Consider the following 17763-nt stretch of genomic DNA (forward strand, 5'->3'; position numbering starts at 1 on the left):
TTACTTATGCTCGTTCAATTGTTTGGCAAGCTTGATCAGCTCTTCCTTGGAAACCGTCGTGGCCTTGGCGCGAACGCTGTACTCCAGATCGCTCCCGTTTTTTATCCATACGATCCAGTGAAAATCGGGCTGGTTGTCCTCTTTGTACGTCATCAGAGCAGCTTCGTTTTTGCCAAGCATCACTTTTTCTACCCCAGTCGCATTGGAGCCAGTCTTTGCTCCAAGCTCTGCCTGGCGGACTTCGACGGTGATCCCGCCCTTTGCGCCTCTGTAGGCGACATGCACATAGTCAAACTTGTCAGAGGTCGGAATTTCCTTGACGACGTATTCTTTCTTGTTCTTGATCGCTTCTGCCTTCATCGCCGCCACATCGTACTTGTCGCTCGGCTTGTACTCGATTTCCCCTGATTCGAAGCGGAAAGCGCCGTTCAGCTCGGTCGGGAGTGCGAACCGTTTATCCGCGAGTTTTTGTTCCAGCTCCGCAAGCGATGTGTAGGTGATCGCCTTGTAAAAGACATCTACGTTCGGATCGCGCAAGGAAATCTCTTCTACGCTTTTGTCCTTTTTCTCCTGTTTCGGCAGCCAGTAAATCGCGGCTGATGTTCCCGGCTTGAGCTGGTCAAGAATCTCGTTGATGATGTTGCTCCTGCGCTCGGCATCCGCTTCTGCTTGTGCCAATTCATTTTGCATCTCCACAGGAAGTCCTTCTGTCTTCGATGTAATCTCTGTTCCTTTCCCCGTATCCATTTCCATCACGACTTCGCCTTTTTCGTTCTTCAACTGGATGACTTCCATGCCCGCCCATACAGACGAGGCTCCCGCCAACAAGCCAATCGTCAGCAACACCCCGATTTTTTTCTTCACCTTTTTGTCCTCCTCGATTTTTTTCGCTGCGATGGCAGCCATCACTTTCTGTTTCACATCGACTTTCGGGACTGGCTTGGCGGCTAAAAGCTCGTGCAGTTGTTTATACGGATTGTCGCCCATCATTTGCCCCTCCCATCGCCGGAAAATAGCGCTTGCATTTTTTCAGCAGACGTTCGAATTGCTTGCGCAAAGCTGCCGGCTTTTTGTCCAGCAAGACAGCTATTTCCTCGTAATCTTTTTCCTCCAGCACCCGCAAATACAGAAGTGTCCGCTCTTCCGCCGTCAGCTTCGACCAAATACGCTCCAACGGCTCTCCCAAATAGTCGTGGTCGATTTTTTCCTCGACAAAATTTCGCCCCTGCTGCTCGCCGCTGTACAAAAAGGGCAGCACGCGAGCCAGCTTTCTGCGCTTGAGCACATTGGCGCAATGGTTAAATGAGATTTTATAAATCCATGCTGAAAAAGACAGCGAGTAAGTGTATTGCTCCAGCCGCTCATAGGCGCGAAACAAAATTTCTTGTACAGCATCTTCCGCATCCTGCCGATGGCCCAGCATGTGATAGCAGTAGGCAAAGATCGGCTGTTGATAATGATCGATAATAACTTCGAATTGCTCCATCGCACCCGTTTTGATCTCCTGGAGCAAATATTCGATTTGCGCTTTCTCCACACTCCTGCCTCCCTTCCCTATGAATAACAATCGGGATCTCTTGTTTGTGACATGAATTTTTTGAGAGTAGAAAAAAAGGGCGCTTCATCCGTCTCGTACTCTCGGATGAAGCGCCCTTTTGCAACTGTGTTTGCTCTTGTCGAATCTGTCATTTCTTTCCCGGGAAATCGACAGCGGCTGTCAGCTTCCTAAAAATGCTCGCCGTTGGCATAGTAGCTTTCTTTTTGATAAGGGACAAAAGCCATCTCGACTTCCGGAATGCCGAGCGAGAGAACATGCCGGGTCACAATCCGGGCAAACTGGTCGCGCGTTTCTTGTCCGCGCTCAAACCAGCCAATCTCGATAAACGGAAAAGACTCTACTACTTTCCCGCCAAAAACGCCTGTCGTCTGCAAGCATTCGATTGTAAAATTGTCGGTACCGCATTGGCATAAAGCGGCAAGCTCCTCTGTCAGCGGCTCGCTGATCGTCGCCATTTGCTCGGCTTGTATGCCGCGAACGATAAGATGTGGCATGCTTGAACCTCCTGTTGGTCAAAAAGCGATTTCTTCTATCATACCGTTCGGCAAGGAAAATGAGTAGTCTGTCCCGAGTTTTTACAAAGCGGCAACAAACCTTTTCAAAAACGAAATGAAACGTTTACGATTTGTCGCAAAATGTTAATCAAGGCTCTTTGCACAAAGAATGTTGCTATTGACATCGCTGTTACATTATCGCCACAATAAGATAGGCATCTTGACCATGTCTATAAGAGCATAAACATAAAGCACGCCAATCAGAAAGGTGAGTACAGTACATATGGATTTTTGGAATATTTTCGTAGCCTTCGTGCTCGGGCTTGTCGAAGGCTTGACTGAATTTGCTCCTGTATCTTCTACCGGGCATATGATTATTGTGGACGATACGTTGCTTCACTCCAAAGAACTGTTTTCTTCGGAAGTAGCGAATACCTTTAAAGTCGTCATCCAGCTCGGCTCGATTTTGGCGGCTGTGATCGTGTTCAAAGACCGTTTTCTCAGTTTGCTCGGATTGAAAAAAATGTCGCCAGATGGCAACGGCCCCGGGCACAAGCTCCGTCTCTCGCAAGTCATTGTGGGGCTGCTGCCGGCAGCTGTGCTCGGACTGATTTTTGAAGACTATATCGACGAATACCTCTTTTCGATCAATACCGTGCTGATCGGGCTTGTCGCAGGCGCCCTCTTGATGATCGCAGCCGACTGGTTCAGACCGGGACGTCCGAAAGTAACCACTGTTGACCAAATGACGTACAAGCAAGCGTTCTTCATCGGACTGTTTCAATGCATCGCGCTCTGGCCCGGCTTCTCCCGCTCCGGATCGACGATTTCCGGCGGCGTGCTTCTCGGTCTCAGCCACAGAGCCGCATCCGACTTTACTTTCATCATGGCGGTTCCCGTCATGGCTGGCGCCAGCTTTTTGTCGCTGTTGAAGCACTGGCAATACATCACTGCCGACTCCTTGCCATTTTTCATCGTCGGATTCATCAGCGCCTTCTTGTTTGCCTTGCTTGCGATCCGCTTCTTCCTGAAGCTGATCAACCGGATCAAACTCGTGCCGTTTGCCCTGTATCGCATCGCACTGGCTGCTGTCATCTACTTCTTTATTATGTAGAGGTCGCCCCCCAAATAAAAAAGCTGCCTTTGGCCGTTGAAGCGCCCCCTGAAAGCTGGACACAACAGGGGGGGCTTCCGGCAAGGCAGCTTTTTCTTTTCCTCAAGCTGGCGAACTGTCCAAACGCGCAGCGTTGGCAACCAGCGGCTGCGTTTCCTTTTGACCGTGCTGCAATTGATACATCTGATAATACTTGCCGCGTTTCTCCATCAATTCATCGTGCCTGCCCCGCTCGACAATTCTGCCCCGATCCAGCACAAGAATCTGATCGGCGTTTTTGATCGTGGACAATCGGTGCGCGATGATAAAGGTCGTGCGTCCTTTTTTCAGCACTTCCAGGGCGTTTTGAATGATGCCTTCTGTCTCCGTGTCAATGCTCGCCGTCGCTTCATCCAGGACGAGAATCGCCGGGTCGAACGCCAACGCTCTGGCAAAAGAAATCAGCTGACGCTGCCCCAGCGAGAGCGTGCTCCCTTTTTCAATGACCGGCTCATCAAAACCGCGCGGCAATGTGCGCAGCAGTTGATCTGCTCCGACGTCCCGGAGCGCTTTCTCCACTTTTTCCGCAGTAATGTCCGGATCATCGAGACTTACGTTGGAGCGGATTGTCCCGGTAAACAAAAACGGGTCCTGCAACACGATCGCCATATGCTGGCGAATTTGCTGCTTGGGCAAATCGAGGACGTTGCGCCCGTCGATCGAGATCGTTCCGCGGCTGGCATCGTAGAAGCGGAACAGCAAGTTGATGATCGAGCTTTTCCCCGAGCCTGTGTGGCCGACCAGTGCCACCGTTTCGCCCGGCCATGCCTCGAACGAGATGTTTTTCAGCACGTACTGGTCATCCTGGTAGGCAAAGGAGACGTCGTCGAACCGGACGCTGCCCTCATAGCACGGGATTGTGCCTGTATCGACCTCGATCCCTTTCTCATCCAGCAGCTCGAAAACCCGCTGTGCCGCAACCAGCGATTGCTCGAAGTTCGCCAGCTGATTCACGATTTGAGTAATCGGCTGGAACAGGCGATTGAGGTAATCGACGAATGCGTAGAGGACGCCGAGCGAAAACAGCGTGCCCACGCCAAGAGACGCTCCGCCGAAGTACCAGATAAACAGCACAAACGCCGCATTGCGCACCAGTTGCACCAGGTTAAAGGAAGCCGTAGCGTTGAGGCGCAACATTTTGTTTTGATACGAAAACAGCTCTTCGTTCAATTCGCCAAATTCTTGCATCGTCTTTTTTTCTCTGCGAAACGCCTGAATGATCGGCATCCCTTGAATCGCTTCGTTGATCATGCCGTTAATGTCGCTGATCCTCGCCCGGATCACATGGTTGAAGGCAGAGGCTCGTTTGCGATAATACACAATCCATACGGCCATAATCGGCAAAATCAGCAAACAGACGAGGGCGAGCCTGACATCGAGCAAAAACAGCGCCACGAATATTCCGATCAAGTAAATGCCGCTGGTGAAAAAGGACGCGAGCACGTTGGCAAACAGCTCGCGAATCGCTTCCGTGTCATTCGTCACACGCGCCACGATTTTTCCCGCAGGCAAATTGTCAAAATACGTAATCGGCAGCCGCTGGATATGGGCAAATACATCGACTCGCAGCTTGCGGATGACCAGATTGGCCGATTTTTGCAGCAAGATTTTTTGCCCGTAATGGAACAGACCCGCGACCACCAGCAAACCGAGATAAGCAGCAGCCAAAACGAGCAGACCGCTCGTCTCCGGTCGAAAGAATCCGAACAGCTCCTGATTGCTGAGCGGCAACACCGGATAGACCGCTTGCCGGGAACCGCTCTGAATCGTCAGCTTTCCATCCGCTATCGTGCGCTGACCGTCAAAAGCAAGTGGCTGTTCGAGAAAGTAGTAGTCCCGCCCTACTTGCAACACCCGCACTTCCTGCCCTGTGCGCTCTCCTTCTGCCAGGTGATCTTGCCGTGTATACCATTTCTCCCGGTACAAAACGGAATCGGAGCGCTGCTCTGTCTCATACCAAGGAAACTCGATCCCCAAAATATGCGTGTCGATCATTTTTTTCGCCAAAAACGGCCCTGTCAGCTCTGCGCCTACGGCAACTGACAGCATCAAAAGTGCAAGCAAAATCGTCCTTTTAAACAGCAATGCATAGTGCAACAACCTTTTTCCCGTACTCATCCGTTCACCCGCCTTCTGTCAACTGCGCTTCGATTTGCTGCTTCTCAAACTGCTCTTTATACCAACCGCCCCAGGCCAAAAGCTGCTCATGCGTCCCTTCTTCGACGACTTTTCCCTCATCCATGACGAGAATCCAGTCGGCATGGGCAACAGCGGACAGGCGATGCGTGGCAATCAAGGTGGTCTTGCCTGCCCTCTCGCGGCGAATGTTGGCGATCATCTCGGCTTCTGTCTTGCCGTCTACGGCTGACATCGCATCATCGAGAATCAAAATCTCCGGGTCGGTCATCAACGCCCGCGCGATGGACACCCGCTGCTTTTGACCGCCGGACAGTGCCACGCCTTTTTCGCCTACCAGCGTGTCGAGTCCCTCCGGCAAAAACTGAACGTCTTTCGCGAACGCTGCCAGCTTCAGTGCTTCTTGCAGTTGCTCTTCGGTAGCGTCCTGCTTGCCGAACATCACATTTTCCCGCACGGACCTGGAAAACAAGATCTGCTCCTGCGGCACGTAGCCGATCCAGCTTTTGATATTGTCCAGCTCAATCTGCGCCAGCGGAATTTGGTTGATGGTGATTGCGCCTTGCCCCAGCGGAAATTCCCGGAGCAGCTGCCGGAGCAGCGTCGATTTGCCACTTCCGGTTCGCCCGACAATGCCGAGTGTCTGGGAACGGTTCAGAGTAAACGAAATGTTCTTCAACTGATCTTGCACCGTTCCCGGATAGCGAAAGCTCACTTGCTCAAAACGAATCGCCTCCGGTTTGGCAAGCCTTGCCGGCTGTTCGTGATCGGTCACATCGGCTTCGTACGCCAATGTCTCGTTCACGCGATCCAGCGAGGCGCTCCCCCGCTGCAAGACGTTGATCAGCTCGCCAATCGCAAACATCGGCCAAATCAACATCCCCAGGTACACGTTGAACGAAACCAGCTCTCCCAGTGTCAGCTCCTGCCGGAAAACGAGATAGCCGCCGTAGATCAGCCCGATCATGTAGCTGATGCCAACCAGTATTTTCACAGTCGGCTCAATCAGCGAGTCGACTTTGGCGACCTCCATATTTTTTTGAAACACTTCCCGCGTTTTGTTCGAAAAGCGCTCCTGATCCGCCGTCTCCTGCACATAGGCCCGAACGACCCTGACGCCCGCGACTGATTCCAGCACCCGGTCATTCAGCTCGCCAAAAGAGTCTTGCGCCTTGGAAAAGCGCTCGTGAATTTTTTTGCCGTACTGATTGATCGCATACGCCATGATCGGCAAGGGCAAAATGGCAGCCAGCGTCAGCTTCCAGCTAATAAAAATGCCCATCGTCAAAATAATTACACCCGTGAAGCTGGCCGAATCAACCAAGGTGAGAATGCCGAAGCCCGTCGTCATCGAGACGGCCTTCAGATCGTTCGTCGCCCGTGCCATCAGGTCGCCTGTGCGATTGCGCTGATAAAAAGTCGGGGTCATGCGCAAAAAATGGGTCATCAGCTTGGAACGAAGCGTTCGCTCGGCCAGAAAAGCCCCGCCGAACAGCTTGCAAATCCACACGAAGTTGATGAGGTACGTCACGATAGCAAGAACGATATAAAACAGCAGGATGCTCCACAACCGCTCCCCCGTCAACGTGCCCAGCTGCATTTCGTCGATCGCCACTCCGATAATTTTTGGCGGAATAATTTCCAGGATGCCACCCAAAATCAGCAGCAGAATCGCTGCTGTGTAGCGTTTCCAATGCTCCTTGAAAAACCAGTCCAGCTTTGTTAAAACCGAAAACATCTGCCGCTCTCTCCTCTCGTCTCAACCGGGTTTTCTCCTTTTGGAGGCGAAAAAAGGCATATCGCCACAAGGGGCAACATGCCTTTTTATCCGACCAAAAAGAATCAAATAAAAAAGCGCAGGCTACAAAGACAGTAACCTGCGCCATTTGATGGAGTTAGGGAAAAACTACATAGCTTGCATCAAAGGAGGGGTTACGTCATGTATGCAGTTGTTCATTTGCTTCATTACACTGCGTTTCATGACAGACCCACCTTTCTTAACATTTTTCGATTTCCAATTAATACATTCTGAACTTTATCACCGATTTGCCTGAATTGTCAACAAATATTTTTGGATGGATAAAACCGTCTCCTCCGCAAAAATCATGAAAATGTCAACAACGGGCATTTTTGCTCGCAATCTTTTTTTGGTATGATTACCTTCATGAAGTTTATTCAGGAGGCCATTTATTTTGTTATCTTCCAATCAAAAACGCCGTTTGACTTCCGTACAAATCATCGTGTTTTCCTATGTCGCGCTGATTCTGGTCTCGTCGTTGCTGCTCTGCTTGCCGTTTTTCCATAACCCCGGAATCTCGCTCTCGTACATCGATTCGCTGTTTACGGCTGCGAGCGCCATCAGCGTGACCGGGTTGACCGTGATCACGATTCACGAGGTGTTCAACCAGTGGGGCATTTTGTTTTTGACCTTGCTGTTTCAGGTCGGCGGGATCGGGATCATGACGTTGGGCACGTTTTTCTGGATGTTGCTGGGCAAGCAAATCGGTCTGGAGCAGCGTATCTGGATCGCGACGGACCACAACCGCTCCACGTTGTCCGGGCTTGTCGACCTGATGCGCAACATTCTCGTCATGGCACTGATCATCGAGTTGATCGGCACGATCCTTTTGGGGAGCCACTTTATGATCGCCGGTTATTACACCGATTGGTACGACGCGTTTTACCACGGCTACTTTGCCTCCGTCAGCGCTTTTACCAACGCGGGCTTCGATCTGCACGGCAATTCCCTGCTCGGCTTTACGCACGACTACATCGTTCAGACCATCGTCATGCTGCTGATTATTTGCGGGGCGATCGGCTTCCCGGTACTCGTCGAGCTGCGCACGTATTTTTCTTATCGCCGTGCCAAAGCACGCTTCACCTTTTCCTTGTTTACGAAAATTACTACGCTGACCTTCTTTTCCTTGATTGTCATCGGCGCTGTGCTCATCTACGTTTTTGAACGGCAGCATTTTCTCGCCGACAAATCGTGGGATGAATCGTTGTTCTACTCTTTGTTCCACTCGGTTTCCTCGCGAAGCGGCGGCTTGTCTACTACGGAAATCAGCCTGTTTTCCACGCCGACGCTCATCATGCTGTCTGCGATGATGTTCATCGGTGCCTCGCCGAGCAGCGTGGGCGGCGGGATTCGGACGACGACGTTTTTCGTGCTGATCGCAACCGTTTTCGCAAATATGCGCGGCTACAAGGACGTGAAAGTATTCGGACGGGAACTGGTCGATGAAGACATCATGCGGTCGTTCGTCGTCTTTTTCATCGCCATCGTCCTAGTGTTTATGGCCGTCATCATGCTTGTCTGGCTGGAAGACTTGCCGTTCCAGCACATTTTGTTCGAGGTCTGCTCGGCGTTTGGTACGACCGGGCTGTCTACCGGAATCACGACCCAACTGGGAGCGCCGGGCAAGCTGATTCTGATTATCATCATGATGATCGGGCGGGTCGGCATTATCAACCTGCTGCTGTTCTTAAAGCGCGATGACCGCATCGCACGCTATCACCATCCAAAAGAACGGATCATCATCGGGCAGTAAACAAATCTCGTTTCAACCAGCAAGAGCCTGGCGCGTTTTTTGGCGCACAGGCTCTTCGGCTTTTTTCTACTTTTCCCACTGGCTGTTGTACAGGGCAACCCGATACGGATACAGCTCGGCTGTCATCACTTCCTGTTTGACAGCGGGATCGTTTGCCATGACAGAAGCAGCCGCTTCCTCCGATTCAGCCAGAAAAATCGCGATGCCAAATGTCGTCTCGTCCATGTTTTGCGTGCGCCCGGCGAGGATCAGCCGATTTTCTGCGAGCAACTGTTGCAAATAGCGGAAATGCTCTCCGACAATTTCATGCTCTCTGTCCGTCCAGTTCGCAGGCTCCAGCAGCCGGGGCACGAGCTTTAGCTTGTACAAAAACTGTTGCAGTGAATCCATCCTCTCATCCCTTTCCTATTTCTTCTTTATCAGCCACTGCCTTGTTCAGCTTTTGCAGCATGAAGCCGATGCCTTTGCAATCCGCAAGCGGAAAATGGCTCCGCTCTTCGCCAAACACGGCATGCATAATCCCGGTGAACTTTTTCCCGCCGAGCATGACGACCTCGTCCACATCGTCTAGCTGCTTGTCCTGCGCTTGCCGGATCAGCTCGTCAATCGTCATGATCTCCTCGCTCTTCGTTCCGAAAGCCAGGTCGTAGTTTTCCGGGACGATATCGCTCGGCAATAAAAAACCGTGCTTGGCCGACAGGATGGCCCATTCCTGAAAAAACGTCCGGGCGTATGCCTGGCTTGCTTTGTGAAACGCGCTTTGGTAGACGTGCTGCGCCTCTGTCGCTTTCGCCTCGGGCAGCACATCCCAGATTTTTTTCGCTCCGCAGGCGATGATGCACAACCGTCTCACTGTTGATGTTCTGTCCTTTCCTCCCGCCTGGCGCTCGTCCGCCGTGCAGCGTGCTTTCTTTGCTTAGTATAGCAAGAAACCGCCCATGCTGCGGCTGTTGGCTATTGTATCCAAATAAAAAAAGGCTTTGCCAAAACATGCTGGCGAAGCCGTCTGTCTATGGACTTTTTTAAATGGCTTGAACGTCATCTTCCCAGCGCGGGCTTTCCGTTGCCGGATGCGCCATGGGCCAAACAGGCAGTTCCAGTACGTGACGATGCTTGCCCGGACCATAGTAATCTTGTTCGGCGCGCGCCAGGCGAAAACCGTGGGCAGACAAAGCGCGAACGGAAGAATGGTTCGTCTCGCTCACCGTAACCAGCACCGTCCGCAGCGTCGGGAAGCGGCGCAATGCTTGCAATCTGGCTTCAATCAGACGTTTGCCGATGCCTTGTCCTTGAAAATCTTTGCGGACATTGCTGAACAACAGCCAGCCTGTCGTCTGGTACATGTCGATGCCTGCACAGCTGAAACCGATCAGCTCGCCACCGCTTGTCGCTTTGAAGATCAGCTCGGGAAACAGCTCCATATATTTTTTCAGCTCATGCAAATTCATGCGATCTGGCAATGTCAGGTCGGCCAGCGTAATCATCTCGGCAAAATCTTCTTTTTTGGCGCATTCAATCCGTACTTCCATCCATTCTTCGCCCCCTGTCCAGTTGCCTTCGTCTATTCCACTCTAGCAAACGGATATAAAGCAGGGATGGATAGCGTGTGAATGAAATGTAAATTCGTGTAAGTTGATCGTCTGTGCTGTTTTTAAAAGGAGAAGGCTTTAGGTCGTTCTTCTCTCCACGAGAATCGGTGCCAGCTCTCTTGACTCTTTTTTGCTCGATGGATGCAAAATTCTTTCGTACAGCATTTCAAAAGCGTAGTTTCCCATCAAGGTACTCGGACTGGAAACCGTCGTGATTTCCAACAGCTCGCCGACAGGCTGGTCGTCGCAGCCTACGATGGCGAGGTCAGACGGGATGCTGATCCCAAGACTGCCAGCCTCTTTTACAATCCCTGCGGCAATATGGTTGCAAGACACCAGCAGGGCAGACGGCGGCTCTTTCATTTGCTGGATATGGCGAGCGACGTCTTTTCCGTCCTGCACGATCAGACAATCTTCAAAAGCCCAGTCAGCCGATGGCCTCACACCTACTGAGCGAAGCATGTCGTGGTAAGCGCGCTTGCGATGAGCGCTGTTGAAGCTGTTTTTTCTGCCGATGCAATAGCCGATTTTCCGATGCCCTTTGCTGATCAAATACTCCATGCCAATTTGGAAGGTCAAATAGTGGTCGATATGGACGCTGGACACGCTGGCTGTCTGGTTGGCTTCACACGTGATGATCGGCCCGTATTCGGCGTACTCGTCAAGCAGCTCGCAAGAAGTGGACCGCGAGCACATGATCAGCCCGTCCATTTTCTTGTTTTTCAACAGGCGTAAAATGTTGTGCTCCTGTTCAGGTACATTGTTTGTTTGGCAAACCATCAGATTGTACTGATGACGGGCTGCCTCTGCGGCAATGCCTTCGATGATCGAGCTGTAGTATTGATTGTTGACGAGCGGCAGCGTGACGCCGATCACTTTCGTTTTTCCGGTCGACAAATGGACGGCATTGCTGTTTTGCACATAATTCAATTCCGCGATAATCCGCATGATTTCCGCGCGTTTTTGTTCATTGACGTACGGATGATTGTTCAGGACGCGCGACACCGTGGAGACCGATACTCCCGCCAGCCTTGCTATTTCTCGAATGTTAGCCACTCCCAATTACCCCTCTGTTCATTCGAACCGTTCTTCTCTCCATCATAACGAGAATCCCCTCCTTTGCACCAGTTGAAAAGCTTGCCGGATCGCTGTGAAAGTGCAGCCAACTTTTCCGGGCAAATTTTTTGCTTGCTCTGAAAAGCGTTCCACACCGTATTCTACTTCCAACGATCTTGAAAGGAGCCATGCCCTCGTGTTTCGCTTCAAATTTGAGTATCTGCTGTTTGTCGCAGGTTTGCTGATTCTTGCCCTCGGCATCAATATGATGACGACCATTACTTCGTTCGGTCTCAGCCCTTATGATTCCCTGTTTATTGCCCTGTTCCAAAACTTCGGAGTGTCGATTGGCTTCTGGATGTTTGTGATCAACTTTACGTTTGTATGCATCGTCTTTTTTATGGATCGGCGTTATATTACGATCGGGGCCGTCGTCGTCATGGTTTTGATTTCTGTCTTCGTAGACATGATCGGCTCGATCGATGCGCTGATGGACGGCATCCGCTCGCTCCCGCCGCTTCTGACCTTGATCCTGGGCAACCTGTGCATCGGCAGCGGCATCGGACTGTATGTGTGCACACAAGTATGCACCGCGCCGCAAGAGGCTTTCGTGCTCGTCGTCTCGCAGCGAATGAAGTGGACGTTCAGACGGACAGAAATCTCGCTCGCCTGCCTGTTTTTGACGCTCAGCTTTTTGCTGGATGGACCGATTTATTACGGAACGATCGTGCTGTCGTTTACCACCGGCTACATCATCCAGGCAGCGATCAATGCCGGAAACAAGCTTCTGTCTTTCGTCAATCGCGGGAAAGAAGGGCAAGTGCAGCAAGGAATGGAGTGAGTAAGCCAGCTAGAGAACGACAAAATGACATCAAAAAGCCGTCAGTCAGCTGACGGCTTTTTCGCGCCTGCGCAGGGCTGTTCATGTGCAGGTTTGTTTTGCTTTTTAACGCAACCTACTGTCCCATCATGCGAATAAAAATAAGTAGCCAGCCAATGATAGAACAGCCCAAAGGTGCCCTTGGGATCAATCAATTTCACAGGCCGAGAATCGGATTTTGAATAAAATTCCATTTTCGGCGTCAATTCTGTCATAATAAGATGGAAGCTGACACCTAGGTTATTGTGATCTAACTTTGCTCGGGGGTCTATCATGATGAAAACAATAAGCCCGTTCAAACTGATTCTTTTCTTAGTTCCTGTATTGCTTGTAGTTATCTTAATCATTTCAATCAATACTTCTTCGAAAGAAAAGTATGTGAAAATTTTCGAGTCAAACGATCCAGCTGTAATCAATGAACTATCCCAACACAAATTTCGCTATATAATTGAAAAAGATGGTTCAGTTTGGATACATGAAGAAGACCAATATAAATACGCTATGTGTTGCACTTAATAAAGCGATGATAGTTTCTCGCAAACAAAGCTTCCTCCTCAAAGCAGTCACAAATGACAATGTTCAATCTGACATTGTCATTTTTTGTTGGAACAGGATCAAGATAATCCTTTTTATCCACCTTTCAAACTGATTTATACCCCGCCTCGCCTGCTCTCCCCAAGCTTGCCGAAATTTAGCCACCCCAACAAAAAAGGCACAGCCTCCTCACAATAAAATGAGAAGCTGCACCTTTCTTGCACCTATGAAACTTACCTATTACCTCCCACAAGCCAACACATGAGGAGCGATAACAATCCTTTACTTTTTCACCGAAGGCATAACCCCGTCAGGAATCGGGCACACATACTCTTTGCTGCCCAGTCGCTCCTTCAGCTCCGCTTTTGCCTTCGCGATCAGCTCAGGGTTTTGCAGCATGTCCACCGCCGTAGCAGCCATGACCTTTCCCGCGTGCAGCATGCCTTTGTGCGCCATCGAAGTAGCTCCCAGCGCCACCCATTGCCACGAGTGCAAAGTCGAACCATTGATAAAGCAAGCAGTCGTACACTGGGCGGTCGGAGTGATCCAGCTTACATCGCCAACGTCTGTCGAGCCGTTCAGCGGAATCGTCCCGCCGTTGTACGGGTTCAGCCATGTCACCATGTCCGGGTCAGGCGTACCCGGCGACTGTCTCTCCGCTGTTGCCTTTTCCTGTTCAGACAGCGTGGCACGCATCGCTTTGGCCAGTTGCAACTCCGCCTCGTCATGCACGGGAACACCCAGCTCCTGGTAGTTTTTGTACATGACCTCTTCCAGCGTCCGGTTTTGCACCAGATTGGAGCAAGCCTTGTCAAACACGATCTCGACTTCCGTTTCGGTCATCATCGCCGCGCCTTTGGCGATTTTGCACACGCGCTCGTAAATTTCTTGCACCTGATCGACTTTTGGCGCACGAACGAGGTAGAGCACCTCTGCGTATGGCTGCACGACGTTTGGCGACAACCCGCCAGAATTGGTGATCGCATAGTGCACACGCGCATCCGTGATGATGTGTTCGCGCAAGTAGTTTACGCCGACGTTCATCAGCTCGACTGCGTCCAGCGCGCTGCGGCCCAGATGCGGACTCGCTGCCGCGTGAGCGCTTTTGCCTTTGAACTTGAAATACACCTGGTAGTTCGCCAGCGACTCGACTGCCATGATGCTGTTGTAGCCCATCGGATGCCAGCAAAGGGCGAAGTCCACGTCGTCAAACAGCCCGGCTCTCGCCATGAACGACTTCCCTGAGCCGCCCTCTTCCCCTGGGCACCCGTAGTAACGAACCGTACCTGGCAAATTGTTTTCTTCCATATACTGCTTCACGGCTACTGCGGCCGCAAGCGAAGCGGTTCCCAGCAGATTGTGTCCGCAGCCGTGTCCGTTTGCCCCCGGCACCTCCGGCTCTTCCTTGGCCTGGCCTTTTTTCTGGCTCATTCCCGACAGCGCGTCAAACTCGCCCAGGATCGCCACAACCGGAGTTCCGCTGCCGAAGCTGCCGATGAAGGCCGTCTGAATCCCGCCTACTCCGCGCTCCACCTGGAAGCCTTCTGACTCAAGCGTTTGCGCCAACAGCTCAGCCGATTGGTACTCCTGAAAGCGCGTCTCCGCGAACTCCCAGATGCGGTCGCTCACTTTGATAAAAGAATCCCGTTTACTTTCGATCATTTCTGCAATGCGTTTGGTATCCATCAAGAAACATCCTCTCCAGGTCGTAGTTGATCAAAGCATGAGAGCGATAGAGGGTTTCTTTTACGTAAGAAGCCGTCTTGCAATCCGATTCAGCAGCTCGACGCTGCGCGGCAAAATTTCTTCCTGAATATCGAATTTCGGATGATGGTGCGGAGCCGGAATGTCGGTTCCGATCGCCATGTACGTTCCTTTTCCGCCGCGATCCTGAACGCGCTTGATCATGAAGCTCGCGTCCTCGCTGCCCATCGAGTTGTACTCGCCCATTTTAAAAGAAGTAAAGCCCTCGACTTGCTTGGCTTCCTCCAAAGCCAACACAGCCATTTCCTCGTCGTAGTTGATCGGGATCGCTCCCCCCACTACTTCGATTTTGTGCTCCAGCTCATGCATAGCTGCACTGTGCGCGATAATCGTGCGAACGCGCTGTTCCACCTCGGCGTTGACCTCCTCAGACACCGAACGGGTTTCGACAATCATCTTCGCGTAAGCCGGAATGATATTTGCCGCTGTTCCCCCTTCCAGCACGCCCACATTCACGCGAGTCGCCCCTGTGCTAAAACGCGGAATCGCATGAATGTTGAGCAAAGCTGTAGCCGCGCCGAGCAGCGCATTTTTCCCCTGCTCCGGCGATGCGCCCGCATGGGAAGAAACGCCGTAAAAATGAGCGAGCATTTTGGTCGTAGCCAAAAACCCGTAAGAGCCGCCATGCACTTCGCCAAGCGGGACGTTAACCCCCAGATGGTGGCAGAAAATGTAGTCCACGTCATCCAGCATCCCTTTTTGCACGATAGAGTACGCGCCACGAACGCCTTCCTCCGCAGGTTGGAAAATCAGCTTCAACGTCCCGGCGAAATCCCCTGCTGCCAGCGCGGATGCTACGCCAAGCCCAATCGTCGTATGCCCGTCATGGGCACATGCGTGCATGTTGCCTTCATAGCGGGAGCGGAAATCGTGCGCTTGCGGAAAATGGTCTGCATCGGTGCTCTCCAAAACTGGCAAAGCATCCATGTCGAAGCGAAAAGCCACCGTAGGTCCGGGCTTGCTGCCTTTTTTGACGCCGATCACCGCCGTGTAGCCGCCGCGCATTTTCGCGACGATCTCCGGGTTGGCGCCGTCCCGCAACGCTCTTTCGTATGCGGCTTCCAGCACTTCCTCGGACGGCAATCCCCTGCGGGAATCGCCATCCATCGCGTCTTGTCCGTAAATGACGTCATAGCCCATGGAAGTCAACAACTCTACCACTTTGGAAGCGGTGCGAAACTCTGTGAAGCCCACTTCCGGATGCATATGAAAATCTCTTCGAAGGGAAACCAGATCCAACATATCAATTCCTCCTGTTCATTCTGGAGTCATCTCTACTTCATGATCGGATAAACTCCAGGGCCGATTGGCAGACCCAAGAAATACCAAACAACTAAGAGCAATGTCCACAAAATAAAGATCGCGATCGGATACGGCATGATCAAGGCGTAATAGGTGCCCAGCTTCGCATCCTTTTTATATTCCTGCAAAAAGCCGAGGAACAGCGGGATAAACGGTGAGACGATCGCAAACGGAATGACCGAAGAGTCGGCAACCCGGAACGCCACCTGCGCGAATGCCGGATGGAAGCCAAGCGCCATGAACATCGGTACAAACACCGGGGCAAGCAACGACCAGATGGCGGAACCGCTGGCGATAAACATGCAGAGAAACGCGGACAAAAACATCAAGCCGATAAACACAGGTGCTCCGCTCATGTTCATTTGCTCCAGCAAATCGGTAATCGAGAGCGCCAGGAAGCTGCCCATGTTGCTCCAGTTGAACATCGCCACGAATTGGGACAGCGGGAAAATCATGATGATGAATCCTGCCATGCCTTTGATCGGGTCAGTCAAGAGAGCCGGGATGTCATTTTGCTTTTTGATCACTCCGACTTTGATTCCGTACGTAATCGCTACGGTGAAGAAAAAGAGCAAGATGATCGGAACAATCCCTGAAATGAATGGAGAAGGTACGACTGTTCCCAGCTTCGGATCACGCAAGAGCGCATTTTCCGGCACGACCAGCACAGCCATGACGGCAATGAACGCCAGCGCTGCGATACCAGCGGCACGCAAGCCTTTCTTTTGGATATCGGACAAATCTTCCAGTTTTCTTTCGTTTTTGCCTTCGCTTTTGTAAACACCCAGACGCGGCTCCACAAATTTGTCCGTGATAAAACCAATCGCCGCGGAAAGCAGCAGGACGGACGCGGACATGAAGAACCAGTTGTCGAGCACACTCACAGTGATGTTCGGATCGACCGACTTGGAAATTTCCGAGCTGATCCCGGACAGCAACACATCTGTCGTCACGATCAGGATATTGGCGGAAAAGCCTGATCCAACACCTGCAATCGCGGCGAGCAACCCTGCCACCGGATGACGTCCGACAGCCAAAAAGATCAACGCGCCAAGCGGCGGCATAATCACGAACGCAGCGTCAGAAGACACGTGGCTGAAAAACGCGATGAAAGCAACGAGATAGCTGGCATAGCGCGCACTGACGCGCAGCGACATTTTGCGAATGACTGCTTCCAGCAGACCGACCTTCTCTGCCAGCCCTACGCCAAGCATCAGCGTCAAGATCGAACCGAGCGGCAAGAACCCGGAGAAGTTTTTAATGATGTTGGGCAAAAGCCACTGCAAGCCTTCCTGGCTGAGCAGATTTTTTACCTGGACTTGCTCATTTTTGATCGGGTCGATTGCTGTGACGTGGAAAATAGACAAAACAGCAGTGATGATCATCAAAGCAGCAATCAAATAAAGGAACAGCATGAACGGGTTCGGCAGCTTGTTTCCCACTCGCTCTACCCATTTCACCAGGCCGATTCCTTGCGAATATCGCTCATTCCGATCGATTTGTACGTTGTTTGCACTCATTGAGCATTCCCCCTAGGCCGTTTCTTTCTGTTGGTAACCATCATTCTCGTTTGTTTCGTTGGCGAAACAACGACGTTCTGAATGAGTGATCAGTCTGGATGCTGGCATTAAAGTGAAAGCCCTTTCATTTTAATCTCAACGCAATCCATTCATCCAAAAACGCAGTAAAGCTTGTCGTCGTGCCGATACTCCTTTCCTGGTCTTTGTTTCAGTCACCATTCACAAT

16 protein-coding genes are annotated in these 17763 nt (G+C 51.6%); 3 read left to right on the forward strand and 13 right to left on the reverse strand.

The features are described from left to right. The 3 genes from DEP07_RS20385 to DEP07_RS20395 all read right to left on the reverse strand — a co-directional run bounded on the left by DEP07_RS20385 (window position 1) and on the right by DEP07_RS20395 (window position 2052). Complete coding sequence (locus DEP07_RS20385; protein WP_287102937.1) at window positions 1–987, reverse strand: DUF4367 domain-containing protein; 987 nt, start codon at window positions 985–987, stop codon at window positions 1–3. Next, window positions 968–1537, reverse strand: coding sequence for an RNA polymerase sigma factor (locus tag DEP07_RS20390; RefSeq protein ID WP_287102938.1), 570 nt, complete (start codon window positions 1535–1537; stop codon window positions 968–970). The genes DEP07_RS20385 and DEP07_RS20390 overlap by 20 nt, the downstream gene beginning before the upstream one ends. Before the next feature lie 188 nt (window positions 1538–1725). Then, on the reverse strand, window positions 1726–2052 hold the full coding sequence (locus DEP07_RS20395; protein WP_063230574.1) for a DUF1904 family protein: 327 nt from the start codon (window positions 2050–2052) through the stop codon (window positions 1726–1728). Between the two features lie 283 nt (window positions 2053–2335). On the opposite strand from DEP07_RS20395, the gene DEP07_RS20400 reads away from it, so the two are divergent. Beyond that, entirely contained in the window at window positions 2336–3166 is an 831-nt protein-coding gene (locus tag DEP07_RS20400) for an undecaprenyl-diphosphate phosphatase (RefSeq protein ID WP_122966275.1), read from the forward strand. 102 nt (window positions 3167–3268) lie between these two features. On the opposite strand, the gene DEP07_RS20405 is transcribed toward DEP07_RS20400, so the two are convergent. Both DEP07_RS20405 and DEP07_RS20410 read right to left on the reverse strand, forming a co-directional pair. Further along, window positions 3269–5323 carry an ABC transporter ATP-binding protein gene (locus DEP07_RS20405; RefSeq protein WP_274874886.1) on the reverse strand — a complete coding sequence of 685 codons (2055 nt, stop codon included), beginning with the start codon at window positions 5321–5323 and terminating at the stop codon, window positions 3269–3271. A gap of 4 nt (window positions 5324–5327) precedes the next feature. After that, window positions 5328–7079: an ABC transporter ATP-binding protein gene (locus DEP07_RS20410; protein WP_173598676.1), complete on the reverse strand. Its 1752-nt coding sequence runs from the start codon at window positions 7077–7079 to the stop codon at window positions 5328–5330. A gap of 454 nt (window positions 7080–7533) precedes the next feature. Between DEP07_RS20410 and DEP07_RS20415 the strand changes: the two genes are divergently transcribed. After that, on the forward strand, window positions 7534–8892 hold the full coding sequence (locus DEP07_RS20415) for a TrkH family potassium uptake protein (protein ID WP_122966278.1): 1359 nt from the start codon (window positions 7534–7536) through the stop codon (window positions 8890–8892). A 66-nt stretch (window positions 8893–8958) separates the two neighbouring features. On the opposite strand, the gene DEP07_RS20420 is transcribed toward DEP07_RS20415, so the two are convergent. The 4 genes from DEP07_RS20420 to DEP07_RS20435 form a co-directional block, all read right to left on the reverse strand. Then, window positions 8959–9282 (reverse strand): YciI family protein, encoded by a 324-nt coding sequence (locus DEP07_RS20420; protein ID WP_122966279.1) that lies wholly within the window; start codon window positions 9280–9282, stop codon window positions 8959–8961. Window positions 9283–9286: 4 nt separating this feature from the next. Further along, window positions 9287–9745, reverse strand: a complete 459-nt coding sequence (locus DEP07_RS20425) for a DUF6884 domain-containing protein (protein ID WP_287102939.1) — start codon at window positions 9743–9745, stop codon at window positions 9287–9289. Window positions 9746–9914: 169 nt separating this feature from the next. Then, window positions 9915–10421, reverse strand: a complete 507-nt coding sequence (locus DEP07_RS20430; RefSeq protein ID WP_122966281.1) for a GNAT family N-acetyltransferase — start codon at window positions 10419–10421, stop codon at window positions 9915–9917. 138 nt (window positions 10422–10559) lie between these two features. Beyond that, complete coding sequence (locus tag DEP07_RS20435) at window positions 10560–11537, reverse strand: LacI family DNA-binding transcriptional regulator (RefSeq protein ID WP_173597133.1); 978 nt, start codon at window positions 11535–11537, stop codon at window positions 10560–10562. A 196-nt stretch (window positions 11538–11733) separates the two neighbouring features. Between DEP07_RS20435 and DEP07_RS20440 the strand changes: the two genes are divergently transcribed. Beyond that, the gene (locus DEP07_RS20440; RefSeq protein ID WP_122966283.1) at window positions 11734–12378 is read left to right on the forward strand and encodes a YczE/YyaS/YitT family protein; all 645 of its coding nucleotides are present in this window, start codon (window positions 11734–11736) and stop codon (window positions 12376–12378) included. 41 nt (window positions 12379–12419) lie between these two features. On the opposite strand, the gene DEP07_RS20445 is transcribed toward DEP07_RS20440, so the two are convergent. The 4 genes from DEP07_RS20445 to DEP07_RS20460 form a co-directional block, all read right to left on the reverse strand. Then, window positions 12420–12833, reverse strand: coding sequence for a hypothetical protein (locus DEP07_RS20445; RefSeq protein WP_287102940.1), 414 nt, complete (start codon window positions 12831–12833; stop codon window positions 12420–12422). Window positions 12834–13233: 400 nt separating this feature from the next. Continuing rightward, window positions 13234–14637 (reverse strand): M20 family metallopeptidase, encoded by a 1404-nt coding sequence (locus tag DEP07_RS20450; RefSeq protein WP_278189471.1) that lies wholly within the window; start codon window positions 14635–14637, stop codon window positions 13234–13236. A 60-nt stretch (window positions 14638–14697) separates the two neighbouring features. Next, on the reverse strand, window positions 14698–15957 hold the full coding sequence (locus DEP07_RS20455) for an amidohydrolase (protein ID WP_122966290.1): 1260 nt from the start codon (window positions 15955–15957) through the stop codon (window positions 14698–14700). 32 nt (window positions 15958–15989) lie between these two features. Next, window positions 15990–17537 carry an AbgT family transporter gene (locus DEP07_RS20460; RefSeq protein WP_287102941.1) on the reverse strand — a complete coding sequence of 516 codons (1548 nt, stop codon included), beginning with the start codon at window positions 17535–17537 and terminating at the stop codon, window positions 15990–15992. Window positions 17538–17763 lie beyond the last annotated feature (226 nt).

Origin of the sequence: Brevibacillus sp. (assembly GCF_003521185.1) — a bacterium.
Classification (GTDB): Bacteria; Bacillota; Bacilli; order Brevibacillales; family Brevibacillaceae; genus Brevibacillus; species Brevibacillus parabrevis.

What these genes read in the sequence shown, in the direction of transcription:
- DEP07_RS20385 (WP_287102937.1), bottom strand. Translation starts at nt 987, where the DNA reads ATGGGCGACAATCCGTATAAACAACTGCACGAGCTTTTAGCCGCCAAG.
- DEP07_RS20395 (WP_063230574.1), bottom strand. Translation starts at nt 2,052, where the DNA reads ATGCCACATCTTATCGTTCGCGGCATACAAGCCGAGCAAATGGCGACG.
- DEP07_RS20400 (WP_122966275.1), top strand. Translation starts at nt 2,336, where the DNA reads ATGGATTTTTGGAATATTTTCGTAGCCTTCGTGCTCGGGCTTGTCGAA.
- DEP07_RS20405 (WP_274874886.1), bottom strand. Translation starts at nt 5,323, where the DNA reads ATGAGTACGGGAAAAAGGTTGTTGCACTATGCATTGCTGTTTAAAAGG.
- DEP07_RS20410 (WP_173598676.1), bottom strand. Translation starts at nt 7,079, where the DNA reads ATGTTTTCGGTTTTAACAAAGCTGGACTGGTTTTTCAAGGAGCATTGG.
- DEP07_RS20420 (WP_122966279.1), bottom strand. Translation starts at nt 9,282, where the DNA reads ATGGATTCACTGCAACAGTTTTTGTACAAGCTAAAGCTCGTGCCCCGG.
- DEP07_RS20430 (WP_122966281.1), bottom strand. Translation starts at nt 10,421, where the DNA reads ATGGAAGTACGGATTGAATGCGCCAAAAAAGAAGATTTTGCCGAGATG.
- DEP07_RS20450 (WP_278189471.1), bottom strand. Translation starts at nt 14,637, where the DNA reads ATGGATACCAAACGCATTGCAGAAATGATCGAAAGTAAACGGGATTCT.
- DEP07_RS20455 (WP_122966290.1), bottom strand. Translation starts at nt 15,957, where the DNA reads ATGTTGGATCTGGTTTCCCTTCGAAGAGATTTTCATATGCATCCGGAA.
- DEP07_RS20460 (WP_287102941.1), bottom strand. Translation starts at nt 17,537, where the DNA reads ATGAGTGCAAACAACGTACAAATCGATCGGAATGAGCGATATTCGCAA.